Below are 12,008 nucleotides of genomic sequence, written 5' to 3'. Positions count from 1 at the left end.
AAGTGGAAAAGGATGTGGCGCTGCACAGACAACTAGGATGTTGGCTTAGAAGCAGCCACCATTCAAAGAGTGCGTAATAGCTCACTAGTCGAGTGGCGCCGCGCCGAAAATGTAACGGGGCTAAACATACCACCGAAGCTATGGATCCCGTAAGGGATGGTAGGAGAGCGTTCCAAGCAGCAGTGAAGCGGTATCGTGAGGAGCCGTGGAGCGCTTGGAAGTGAGAATGCCGGTGTGAGTAGCGAAAAGAGGGGTGAGAATCCCCTCCGTCGAAAGCCTAAGGTTTCCTGAGGAAGGCTCGTCCGCTCAGGGTTAGTCTGGACCTAAGCCGAGGCCGAAAGGCGTAGGCGATGGACAACAGGTCGATATTCCTGTACCGCCGTACCACCGTTTGAACGATGGGGGGACGCAGAAGGATAAGGTGACCGTGCGACTGGAAGTGCACGGACAAGCAGCGAGGCCGTCGGGTTGGCAAATCCGCCCGGCATACAAGGTTGAGCTGTGACGTGGAGCCCGTAGGGCGAAGCACCGGATTTCACGCTGCCAAGAAAAGCCTCTAGTGAGGAGGTCGGCGCCAGTACCGCAAACCGACACAGGTAGGCGAGATGAGAATTCTAAGACGCGCGGGATAACTCTCGTTAAGGAACTCGGCAAAATGGTCCCGTAACTTCGGGAGAAGGGACGCTTATGGCAACATAAGCCGCAGTGAATAGGCCCAAACGACTGTTTAGCAAAAACACAGGTCTCTGCTAAATCGCAAGATGAAGTATAGGGGCTGACGCCTGCCCGGTGCTGGAAGGTTAAGGGGATGTGTCATCGCAAGAGAAGCACTGAACCGAAGCCCCAGTAAACGGCGGCCGTAACTATAACGGTCCTAAGGTAGCGAAATTCCTTGTCGGGTAAGTTCCGACCCGCACGAAAGGCGTAACGATTTGGGCACTGTCTCAACGAGAGACCCGGTGAAATCATAGTACCTGTGAAGATGCAGGTTACCCGCGACAGGACGGAAAGACCCCATGGAGCTTTACTACAGCCTGATATTGAGGCTTTGTACGCGATGTACAGGATAGGTGGGAGTTTGTGAAGCCGGAGCGCCAGCTTCGGTGGAGACACCCTTGGGATACCACCCTTTGCGTATAGAGTCTCTAACTCGCAGCCGTGATCCGGCTGGAGGACCGTGTCAGGCGGGTAGTTTGACTGGGGCGGTCGCCTCCTAAACAGTAACGGAGGCGCCCAAAGGTTCCCTCAGAATGGTTGGAAATCATTCGAAGAGTGCAAAGGCAGAAGGGAGCTTGACTGCGAGACCTACAAGTCGAGCAGGGACGAAAGTCGGGCTTAGTGATCCGGTGGTTCCGCATGGAAGGGCCATCGCTCAACGGATAAAAGCTACCCTGGGGATAACAGGCTGATCTCCCCCAAGAGTCCACATCGACGGGGAGGTTTGGCACCTCGATGTCGGCTCATCGCATCCTGGGGCTGGAGTAGGTCCCAAGGGTTGGGCTGTTCGCCCATTAAAGCGGTACGCGAGCTGGGTTCAGAACGTCGTGAGACAGTTCGGTCCCTATCCGTCGTGGGCGTAGGAAATTTGAGGAGAGCTGTCCTTAGTACGAGAGGACCGGGATGGACGCACCGCTGGTGTACCAGTTGTTCCGCCAGGAGCACCGCTGGGTAGCTACGTGCGGACGGGATAAGTGCTGAAAGCATCTAAGCATGAAGCCCCCTCCGAGATGAGATTTCCCTTTGAGCAATCAAGAAAGACCCCTCAGAGACGATGAGGTAGATAGGTCATGGGTGGAAGCGTGGCGNAGGAAATTTGAGGAGAGCTGTCCTTAGTACGAGAGGACCGGGATGGACGCACCGCTGGTGTACCAGTTGTTCCGCCAGGAGCACCGCTGGGTAGCTACGTGCGGACGGGATAAGTGCTGAAAGCATCTAAGCATGAAGCCCCCTCCGAGATGAGATTTCCCTTTGAGCAATCAAGAAAGACCCCTCAGAGACGATGAGGTAGATAGGTCATGGGTGGAAGCGTGGTGACACGTGGAGCTGAATGATACTAATCGGTCGAGGCTTTGATCTAGTCTAATGGTTTGTGTTGATGAATCCTCAGTTTTCAGGGAACAAACCCTAAAACAATATTGACATGCGTATGACGCGGTGTTAATATTCATTTTGTCTGGTGGCGATAGCGAGACGGCCACACCCGTTCCCATGCCGAACACGGAAGTTAAGCGTCTCAGCGCCGAAAGTAGTTGGGGGATCTCCCCCTGTGAGGATAGGACGTTGCCAGGCAAGATCGTTCCGCAATAGCTCAGTGGTAGAGCAACCGGCTGTTAACCGGTAGGTCGTAGGTTCAAATCCTACTTGCGGAGCCAATTTAGGCCCGTTGGTCAAGCGGTTAAGACACCGCCCTTTCACGGCGGTAACACGGGTTCGAATCCCGTACGGGTCACCAATATGGAGGATTAGCTCAGCTGGGAGAGCACCTGCCTTACAAGCAGGGGGTCGGCGGTTCGATCCCGTCATCCTCCACCATCTTTATTTATTACATCAAACCTATATATATGCCGGTGTAGCTCAGTTGGTAGAGCATCTGACTTGTAATCAGAGGGTCGAGGGTTCGAATCCTTTCGCCGGCACTCCTCGGGGGGGTAGCGAAGTGGCTAAACGCGGCGGACTGTAAATCCGCTCCTTCGGGTTCGGCGGTTCGAATCCGCCCCCCCCCACCAGGTTTGAGCCATTAGCTCAGTTGGTAGAGCATCTGACTTTTAATCAGAGGGTCGCAGGTTCGAGCCCTGCATGGCTCACCATTTTTTGCGGAAGTAGTTCAGTGGTAGAATACGACCTTGCCAAGGTCGGGGTCGCGGGTTCGAATCCCGTCTTCCGCTCCATATTCTTATCCCTGTATTGGGGCCTTAGCTCAGCTGGGAGAGCGCCTGCCTTGCACGCAGGAGGTCAGCGGTTCGATCCCGCTAGGCTCCACCATATGTTTTTTTCTTAAGTTAGTGATGACTTAAGTTTTTTTTTGCCTAAAACCATGAACCATTCAATTGAGAGTACAGAGAAAGGCAGCCTGCCACCATTCAGGCTGCCTTTTTGCATGTTTATTCATCATTCTGCCGAGTTGAACCAAACAAATGATAGCGTTTACAATTTAACTATCAAGCGTATAAAGGGGGAATGGCGATGCAATGGTCATATATTCACGTGCCGCTGCGTTACGGTCAGGGGAAATTAGGGGTCGATCAAGGACCGACAAAGTTAAATGAAATGGGGATGCAACAACTTCTTCCGACAGAAACGGTCAAACATACGATTCGTGTCTTGCCAGAATCTGAAATTCGAGAAAATGAAGAACACTTAAAACGGGTTGATGGTGTCTTGCATACCGTCACGGAATTGGCAGAAGTCGTACATCGTGAAATTTCGGAAAATCGATTCCCTTTGATCGTTGGGGGCGATCATAGTATGGCAATCGGTACTCTTGCTGGATTGGCTCAAACAGGTCCTTATGGAGTCATTTGGGTGGATGCTCACGCTGACTTAAATACAGGCGAAACATCACCGTCGGGGAATATTCACGGAATGCCACTTGCGGCAGCGATGGGGATGGGCGACGTGCGTCTGACAGAAGTGGGCGGACGTGATCCGAAGCTATCACCAGAGCATTTAGTTTATATTGCCCTGCGTGATATCGATGAAGGAGAAATGAATGAAATCAATCGACTCGGCATCAAAGTCATTACAGTAGAAGAAGTACGTACGCGTGGCGTGGATGTTATCATGAAAGAGTCATTGAGTTATCTTCGTGAACGAGTAGACCGTTTTTATATCAGTTTCGATATGGATAGTCTCGATGCATCCCTCGTTCCTGGAACAGGTACACCGGTTGATGGCGGTTTGACAGAAGTCGAAGCCAAAGCGATTTTAAAAGAAGCGATGCAAGCAGAAGACTTGATCGCAGTAGAGCTCGTCGAGTTAAATCCGGCATTAGACCGGGATGACGTGACGGCTCAGTTGGCCTATCGCTTATGTGAAACGATTATAAAATCTAAAGAAAACCTGTTATTGGAAGGCGAAACCGTCTGATTTCCTTACAGTTTCCAAACCCGTTTGCTACAATGGGGATGGAAACTTTTTTTGATTTTTTGAAACCATTTCAATATCAAGACGTATATAGAGATGACCGCATGTGTAGCGGAGAGGGGAAGTGGATTGATGGAACGGCTGACCACCCGTTTGGTTGATGAATTGAGGGCGGGGAATCACGATTCGTTTGCCGAACTGGTAGAACTATACAAGGATGGCGTCTTTGCAATCGCCTATAAAATTTTGTATGATCGTGGCGAAGCGGAGGACGCTGCCCAAGAGGCGTTCATTCGTGCCTATACACGAATAGATACGTACGACGCGCAATATAAGTTCAAAACATGGCTCTATCGAATCACGACAAACGTTGCCATCGACCGATTGAGGAAGCGGAAGCCGGAATATTCGATGGATGCCGAAATTGCGGGTACAGACGGTTTGACTTATCAAGACCACTTAGCTGATGAAGCGCCCCAACCCGATGCCCAAGTGGTTCATCGCGAAATTCGAAGTGAAATGCATGAGGCAATCAAGCAACTTCCAGACAAATATCGCATTCCGTTATTATTAAAATATGTAGATGATTTGTCGCTTAAAGAAATCAGCGTGATGATCGACATGCCGGTCGCAACGGTTAAGACAAGGATCTTCCGGGGAAGAGAAATGTTAAAAACAATCTTTCAAAATAGGGAGGGGTTCAATTGACTCCTGAAGAAAAAGTACAACAATATTTGGAAGATGGCGTTTTGCCCGAAGAATCTGACGAATTGCGTCAATTGTTAGAGGACGATGAATTATATGAATCGTATCTACAATATGAACGAATCGACGCAGAACTGAAAGCATTGCCTCGTCCAAAGTTATCAGCAGATTTTACGGCCCGAGTGATGGCCGCTTTACCTGAAACTCCTGTACAAACAGCACCTGATCCCGTCGTACCGTTTTCAAAATCAGTTCGAAAAGAACGCAAACCGCATTCGAAACAAATGCAATGGTTGCAACGGCACCCAGGTTTGATTGCGGCCGTACTGTTCTTTAGTTTGATGTCTAGTGCGACACTCGGACTATGGAGCAGCGCTTCAGAGACGATGACCTATACAAAAGTACCAGGTGTGATCGTATCTGAGAATGAAGTCATTGTCCCGGCCGGTGTCACGGTTGAAAAAGACATCACGGTCCAAGGTGGCGATTTACGGATTGAAGGTACCGTCAATGGAAACGCGACAGCCGTCAATGGTCGTGCCTATTTAGCAAGTGCCGGTCAAGTGACAGGTGAACTCGAACAGATCGATCAGATGTTCGAATGGATTTGGTACTCGATGAAACAACTTTTCTAAAGACGCTTCCGGCGTCTTTTTTTCGTTTCAATCTGGTTTCGTTTTGACGTGACGCAATGCGTATCTATAGAAATGATGATATAATGGAATTTGCACGATTTAGCTAGGTAGTTGAGGAGGGGAGCATTTGCCGCTACTTGAACAAGTATCATTTTTCTCATTTTTAAATCTTTCAGAAAACGTACATTGGTACGATTATTTGAATGATGTTTTAGATATCGTCGTCGTCACGTATGTCATTTACAAGTTGATGATGATTGTGCGTGGGACAAAAGCAGTACAATTAATTAAAGGGATTTCCATCATTCTAGTCAGTTGGTTCTTGAGCGGTTTCTTCGGATTGAAAACGCTCCAGTTCTTGCTAAATCAGGTGATCACGTACGGTCTCCTCGGAATTATCATCATTTTTCAGCCAGAGTTGAGACGTGGTCTTGAACATCTCGGACGAACGAGTAACTTATTCAGTCGTACGGGAACAAGTGATGAGGAGCAACAACGACAAATGATTGAAGCCATCGTCAGTTCCGCACAGTACATGTCAAAACGGCGAATCGGTGCATTGATTGCGATTGAACGCGATACGGGATTAAACGAGTATGTGGAGACCGGCATTCGTATGGACTCGCATATCACATCCCAGTTGATTATTAACTTATTCATTCCGAATACGCCGCTTCATGATGGCGCGATGATTATTCAGGACGGGAAAATTGCGGCGGCAGCTTGCTATTTACCGCTTTCGGAAAGCCCGCACATCGATAAAGCACTCGGGACACGTCACCGAGCAGCCATCGGGGTCAGTGAAGTGACGGATAGCGTCACTCTTACCGTCTCAGAAGAAACGGGAGCAGTCTCACTTGCAATCGCGGGCCGCTTGTATCGGGAACTAGACGAAGAAGCGCTTCGCAATAAATTAATTCAAGAACTCGTCATCGAAGAAAAAGAGGCGACCCTCTCGTTCTTCGGCAAAAAAGGAGGGGATAAGTAAGTGATTGATCAGTGGTTACAACATAAGTGGTTTCTCCGCTTCATCGCACTTGCTTTAGCCGTCCTTTTATACTTAATGGTCGCTGAGACCAGTTCTTCGAATAACGCATCTAGCGCATTGCCAATCGTCGGACAAAGTTCCATGACGCTCGATGTGCCGGTCGAAGTGTTTTTTGATGAGGTCCAGTATGTCGCATATAATGTTCCGGAAGAGATGGGTGTCGAGCTTCAAGGGCCATCTAGTAGTTTAACGATGACGAAATTGGTGAAAGATTATCAGGTGTTCGTCGATTTGACCAATCTTGGCACCGGATTCCATCGTGTCCCGGTCGAAGCGCGTGGATTCGGCGGAGACGTCAATGTCAAACTAGATCGAGAGACTGTCGAAATCTATATCGATCGGAAACAAACGATTGAAGTCCCTGTGTCCGTGAATCTGTTGAACAAAGATCAATTACCGGACGGAAAAGTCGCGGGCGATGTCGAAATCGAACCGTCGACTGTAAAAGTCACAGGTGGTGCGAGTCGGATTCAAAACGTCAAAGAAATCACGTTGAATGTGGATGTTGCCAATCAAAGTCAGACGTTCACACGAGAAATTCCACCGACCATTTTAGATGCGAATGGAAATCCGTTGAACGTGTCGGTCGATCCGAATATCATCAATGTCACCGTACCGATTTATGACGAGAGCGCGATGATTCCAATCGAGGTCGTCACGAGCGGAGAGGTGGCAGACGATTTCCGCTTAGTTGATACGTTGCTAGGTGAGACGGAAGTCCGTGTCTTTGCACCAAAAGCGGTGCTAGATGAACTCCAGCAAGTGGAGACAGAACCGATTGAACTTGACGATTTAACGAAGTCGGGAAAAGTGACCGCTACCCTTCGTCTTCCGGAAGGAGCGACTTCACTCGGTAAAAAAGAAGTAGAAGTCCAGGTGCTCGTTCGTCCAAATGATGAGACGAAAGATGACACGGGTGAATTGACAGAGCGGATTCGGTTGACCGTCCCCATCACTGTCCGTGGATATGACCGGACGAATTACACGATTCAAACGCAAGAAGTGGTCAGCGTGACGCTCTCGGGCAAACGTTCCCTTCTTGAAAGCATCTCATCAAACAGTGTCAACGTGACGTTAGATCTGACCGGATTGCCGAGCGGAACACATGCGGTCGATGCAGATTATGAAGTACCAAAAGGCGTGACCGTGATCTCGCCAAAGACAATCGATGTTCAATTGACGAGTGTCGATGAAGAAACAGAAACATCTTCCATTCAATAAAGATGTTCAATCATACAAAAGTGAGGATTTAATCTTATGGGTAAATATTTTGGAACAGATGGAGTTCGCGGTGTTGCCAACTCTGAGTTAACTGCGGAATTAGCATATCGTTTAGGTCGTGCGGGTGGCTACGTGTTGTCGAAACATTTGCCAGAAGGCGAACAGCCGAAAGTGTTGATCGGTCGTGACACACGGATTTCAGGACATATGCTTGAAGGTGCATTGATTGCGGGTCTTCTCTCAATCGGTGCAGAAGTGATGCGTCTCGGTGTCATCTCAACACCTGGAGTCGCTTACTTGACGAAATCGCTCGACGCGACGGCAGGTGTCATGATTTCAGCATCGCATAACCCTGTGGCGGATAACGGAATCAAATTCTTCGGTAGCGATGGTTTCAAATTAGACGATGCAACCGAGCAAGAAATTGAAGACATCTTAGATGCTGCGGAAGATACGCTCCCGCGTCCGACAGGTAAAGATCTCGGTTTCGTATCGGATTACTACGAAGGCGCGCAAAAGTATCTTCAAATGTTGAAACAAACGGTAGAAGAAGACTTTGATGGTCTTCACATCGCACTCGACTGTGCACATGGAGCGACGAGTGGTCTTGCGGCTCGACTGTTTGCAGACTTAGAAGCAAATGTGTCGACGATCGGAAACTCGCCAAACGGTTTAAATATCAATGAAGGTGTCGGGTCGACACACCCTGAGCATTTGGCTGAATTCGTCCGTGAAAAAGGAGCGGACATGGGCCTTGCCTTTGATGGGGATGGAGACCGTTTGATTGCGATTGACGAGAACGGTGAAATCGTCGACGGAGACAAGATCATGTATATTTGCGGAAAATACTTGAGTGAAAAAGGGCGTCTCAAAGACAACACGATTGTCGCGACGGTCATGAGTAACCTCGGTTTCCATAAAGCCGTTGAAGAAGCGGGCATGACGGCGCTTCAAACAGCAGTTGGCGACCGCTATGTCGTTGAAGAAATGAAAAAACATCAATATACACTCGGTGGCGAACAATCAGGTCATTTGATTTTCCTCGATCACTCGACAACGGGTGACGGTATGTTATCTGGTGTGCAATTGGCAGAAATCGTGAAATCGACAGGGCGTAAACTGTCTGAATTAGCGGCAGAGATGCCAGTTTATCCGCAAAAGCTCGTGAACATTCGTGTGACGAATAAAAACGATGCGATGAACGGAGAGCGTGTCTTGGCAACGATTCAAGAAGCGGAAGCGGAAATGGCCGGAAACGGTCGAATCCTCGTCCGTGCATCAGGTACAGAACCACTTGTTCGTGTCATGGCTGAAGCCCCGACAGCGGAAGAGTGTGACCGTTACGTTGAAAAAATCGCACAAGTCGTACGCGAAGATTACGGTGTAGACGGATAAAATTTTCAAAACCGGGAATAACACAAGGGAATCCACATCGGATTCCCTTTTTGTTTCCGTTTTGTCATCGAGAAAACAGCGGATTTTCTTGACGAATGGGGGTGTGATTTGTACTATTAAGAGCGTGACCTTGGAAACGGAAGGACACAAGAGTACGAACAAGCGCCAGAACTCTGCGGAGTTGACGAGGTTGGAGGTTATCGAGATTTCGGCGGATGCCTCCTCGTCGCCTGTCACGACGACAAACATGCTTTTAAAACGCCCGGGCGACCGGACGGACAAAGAAGCGTGTACTGACAGCTCTTAGAAAAAGCCCGTTTCCTTTTTCGAGAAATCGAAGAATAGAGGAGATTTGTTTATGTGTGGAATTGTAGGAATGATTGGGAATACCGGAGCGAAGGAAGTCCTTCTCAAAGGTCTTGAAAAACTCGAGTACCGTGGTTATGACTCGGCAGGTCTTGCGTTGATGCATGAGAATGTCAACGTTCACAAAGAAGTCGGTCGCATTGCTGCGCTACGCGAAATCATCCCAGCAGAAGTAGACGGCACGATTGGAATCGGCCACACACGTTGGGCAACACACGGGGTACCGAGCGTACCGAACGCCCACCCGCACCAAAGCACGACAGGACGCTTCACGCTCGTGCATAACGGCGTAATCGAGAACGACGAGCTCATCAAGAAGACGCTCGACGTCCCGTTCCTTTCAGAGACGGACACGGAAGTCATCGTCCAGCTCATGGAGAAGCACTTCGTCGAGCTCGGCGACGTCGAGGCGGCGTTCCGCAAGACGCTTTCGGACCTCCACGGTTCGTATGCGATCGCAATGATCGACTCAGAGGACAAAGAGCGCCTCTATATCGGGAAGAACAAGTCACCGCTCCTCGTCGGACTTGGTGACGGCACGTTCAACGTCGTCGCATCAGACGCGATGGCGATGCTCCAGGTGACAGACCAGTACCTCGAGCTCCACGATGGCGAGATCGTCATCCTCACACGTGAGGCGGCGACGATTAAGACGCTCGACGGCGAAGTACTCGAGCGTGCACCATACACGGCCGAAATCGATGCGTCAGACATCGAGAAGGGCACGTACGCGCACTACATGTTGAAAGAGATGGACGAACAGCCAGCCGTCATCCGTAACATCATCCAGCACTACCAGAACGAGAACGGCGACATCGAGCTCGCAGAAGGCGTGCGTGAACTCGTCTCGGAAGCAGACCGCGTCTATATCGTCGCATGTGGTACAAGTTACCACGCTGGTCTTGTCGGGAAGCAATTGATTGAGCGCGTTGCAGGTGTACCGACTGAAGTACACGTCGCATCAGAGTTCGGTTACAACATGCCACTTTTGACAGAGAAGCCACTCTTCCTCTTCATCTCACAATCAGGTGAGACAGCGGACAGCCGTGCCGTCCTCGTCGAAGTGAAAAAATTGGGCCATAAAGCGCTCACGTTAACGAACGTGGCAGGATCGACATTGTCACGTGAAGCGAACGAGACGATGCTCCTCCACGCAGGACCAGAGATCGCGGTCGCGTCGACGAAAGCATACACGGCACAGATTGCCGTCCTCGCAATTCTCGCATACGACATCGCTCGTGCGAACGGGAAGAAACTCCCGTTTGATCTCATGCAAGAACTTGCACTCGTTGCGACAACGATGGACTCGATCATGGCACAAAAAGAAATCTTTGAAGAGCTTGCAGATAAGTTCTTGAAAGAGTCACGTAACGCATTCTTCCTCGGACGTGGATTGGATTCATATGTAGGTCTCGAAGGCGCATTGAAGCTGAAAGAGATTTCATATATCCAAGCAGAAGGGTACCCAGGTGGGGAACTCAAACACGGTCCGATCGCCTTGATTGAAGACGGGACACCGGTCATCACGCTCGTGTCTCAACCAAACACACACCTCAACATCCGTGGAAACATCAAGGAAGTTGTGGCGCGTGGTGCCATCGCATGTACGATTTCAATGGAAGGAATGGAGCATGAGAACGATGCATTCGTTCTTCCACGTGTTGAACCACTTCTCACGCCACTCGTGACGGTTCTTCCACTTCAACTCATCTCGTACTATGCAGCACTTGCTCGTGACTGCGATGTCGACAAGCCACGTAACTTGGCGAAGTCTGTAACGGTTGAATAATGTTCAAGACCAAAATCTTTCGGGATTTTGGTCTTTTTTGTTGCAATGAGTTAACAAATCATCGTAATGTTCTCAAATATGTCTGTTCATTCTCCGGAACGGGTACACTCAACATGAAAATGAAGAGAAGGAGAGATTCGATGAAACAGAAGAAATGGATGACAGGTCTCGGTGTCATGATTCTCGCGACATCATTGGCCGCTTGTGGGGATACGGCAGAGGACACATCGATGGAGATGTCAGAAGAGCAAAGCATGGACCATTCAGCGATGGATCACTCCGGGTCTGGAGAAGTTCCAGACGGGCTGATGGAAGCCAGTGATCCGACTTTTCCAGTCGGATCAACCGCGATGATGACAGCGGATCACATGCCAGGGATGGAAGGTGTGGAGGCCACGATTGTCGGTGCGTACGATACGACCGTCTACGCCGTCAGCTATACACCGACAACAGGCGGTGACCCGGTAGAGGATCACAAATGGGTGATTCACGAAGAATTGGACAATCCAGATGAGGAACCGTTGTCTGAAGGGGATGAGGTCGTATTGGCCGCCGACCATATGGAAGGGATGGACGGCGCAGAAGCGACAATCGATACAGCGGAAGAGACGACCGTTTACATGGTTGATTACACGACCAAAGACGGGGAAGAGGTCACAAACCATAAATGGGTGACCGAAAGTGAATTAGAAGCAATGAAATGAATGTGATAGACCTCGAGTACATCTCGTGGTCTATTTTTTTCGATAAATATTTATTGATAAAC

8 protein-coding genes, 8 tRNA genes and 2 rRNA genes (1 of these 18 only partly in view) are annotated in these 12,008 nt (G+C 49.5%); all 18 read left to right on the top strand.

Translation table 11 applies throughout. From position 1 onward, the window contains the following. Nucleotides 1-2,077 (top strand): 23S ribosomal RNA (locus GVY42_RS10060) (it extends 1,065 nt beyond the left edge of the window). Nucleotides 2,078-2,172: 95 nt separating this feature from the next. Further along, nucleotides 2,173-2,289: ribosomal RNA gene (gene rrf, locus GVY42_RS10055) — 5S ribosomal RNA — on the top strand. Nucleotides 2,290-2,297: 8 nt separating this feature from the next. Continuing rightward, nucleotides 2,298-2,372 (top strand) — tRNA-Asn (locus GVY42_RS10050). Between the two features lie 5 nt (nt 2,373-2,377). Continuing rightward, nucleotides 2,378-2,452 (top strand) — tRNA-Glu (locus GVY42_RS10045). Between the two features lie 4 nt (nt 2,453-2,456). Next, nucleotides 2,457-2,532 (top strand) — tRNA-Val (locus GVY42_RS10040). A 31-nt stretch (nt 2,533-2,563) separates the two neighbouring features. Further along, a tRNA-Thr gene (locus tag GVY42_RS10035) sits at nt 2,564-2,636 on the top strand. 6 nt (nt 2,637-2,642) lie between these two features. Next, a tRNA-Tyr gene (locus GVY42_RS10030) sits at nt 2,643-2,726 on the top strand. A gap of 5 nt (nt 2,727-2,731) precedes the next feature. Further along, a tRNA-Lys gene (locus tag GVY42_RS10025) sits at nt 2,732-2,807 on the top strand. A 6-nt stretch (nt 2,808-2,813) separates the two neighbouring features. After that, a tRNA-Gly gene (locus tag GVY42_RS10020) sits at nt 2,814-2,888 on the top strand. An 18-nt stretch (nt 2,889-2,906) separates the two neighbouring features. Beyond that, nucleotides 2,907-2,982, top strand: a tRNA-Ala gene (locus GVY42_RS10015). Nucleotides 2,983-3,183: 201 nt separating this feature from the next. After that, nucleotides 3,184-4,086 carry an arginase gene (gene rocF, locus GVY42_RS10010; RefSeq protein WP_074035370.1) on the top strand — a complete coding sequence of 301 codons (903 nt, stop codon included), beginning with the start codon at nt 3,184-3,186 and terminating at the stop codon, nt 4,084-4,086. A gap of 129 nt (nt 4,087-4,215) precedes the next feature. Beyond that, complete coding sequence (gene sigW / locus GVY42_RS10005; RefSeq protein WP_012727640.1) at nt 4,216-4,791, top strand: RNA polymerase sigma factor SigW; 576 nt, start codon at nt 4,216-4,218, stop codon at nt 4,789-4,791. Further along, nucleotides 4,788-5,423, top strand: coding sequence for an RseA family anti-sigma factor (locus tag GVY42_RS10000; RefSeq protein WP_078147861.1), 636 nt, complete (start codon nt 4,788-4,790; stop codon nt 5,421-5,423). Before sigW ends, GVY42_RS10000 begins: the two co-directional genes overlap by 4 nt. Before the next feature lie 127 nt (nt 5,424-5,550). Beyond that, nucleotides 5,551-6,411 (top strand): diadenylate cyclase CdaA, encoded by an 861-nt coding sequence (cdaA, locus tag GVY42_RS09995; RefSeq protein WP_012727638.1) that lies wholly within the window; start codon nt 5,551-5,553, stop codon nt 6,409-6,411. Continuing rightward, nucleotides 6,412-7,692 (top strand): YbbR-like domain-containing protein, encoded by a 1,281-nt coding sequence (locus GVY42_RS09990; RefSeq protein ID WP_159563148.1) that lies wholly within the window; start codon nt 6,412-6,414, stop codon nt 7,690-7,692. 36 nt (nt 7,693-7,728) lie between these two features. Further along, nucleotides 7,729-9,087 carry a phosphoglucosamine mutase gene (gene glmM / locus GVY42_RS09985; RefSeq protein ID WP_078147859.1) on the top strand — a complete coding sequence of 453 codons (1,359 nt, stop codon included), beginning with the start codon at nt 7,729-7,731 and terminating at the stop codon, nt 9,085-9,087. Nucleotides 9,088-9,445: 358 nt separating this feature from the next. Further along, nucleotides 9,446-11,242 (top strand): glutamine--fructose-6-phosphate transaminase (isomerizing), encoded by a 1,797-nt coding sequence (glmS, locus tag GVY42_RS09980; protein ID WP_159563147.1) that lies wholly within the window; start codon nt 9,446-9,448, stop codon nt 11,240-11,242. A 140-nt stretch (nt 11,243-11,382) separates the two neighbouring features. Continuing rightward, a complete protein-coding gene (locus GVY42_RS09975) occupies nt 11,383-11,946 on the top strand; it encodes a YdhK family protein (RefSeq protein WP_159563146.1) in 564 nt (187 codons plus the stop codon). Nucleotides 11,947-12,008: the final 62 nt, after the last annotated feature.

The organism is Exiguobacterium sp. 8A, assembly GCF_902506275.1.
In the GTDB taxonomy this organism is placed as follows: Bacteria; Bacillota; Bacilli; order Exiguobacteriales; family Exiguobacteriaceae; genus Exiguobacterium; species Exiguobacterium profundum.
Note: the sequence above shows the minus strand (reverse complement) of the source record. Positions and strands in the feature narration are given on the sequence as shown.

What these genes read in the sequence shown, in the direction of transcription:
- rocF (WP_074035370.1), top strand. Translation starts at nt 3,184, where the DNA reads ATGCAATGGTCATATATTCACGTGCCGCTGCGTTACGGTCAGGGGAAA.
- sigW (WP_012727640.1), top strand. Translation starts at nt 4,216, where the DNA reads ATGGAACGGCTGACCACCCGTTTGGTTGATGAATTGAGGGCGGGGAAT.
- glmM (WP_078147859.1), top strand. Translation starts at nt 7,729, where the DNA reads ATGGGTAAATATTTTGGAACAGATGGAGTTCGCGGTGTTGCCAACTCT.
- glmS (WP_159563147.1), top strand. Translation starts at nt 9,446, where the DNA reads ATGTGTGGAATTGTAGGAATGATTGGGAATACCGGAGCGAAGGAAGTC.
- GVY42_RS09975 (WP_159563146.1), top strand. Translation starts at nt 11,383, where the DNA reads ATGAAACAGAAGAAATGGATGACAGGTCTCGGTGTCATGATTCTCGCG.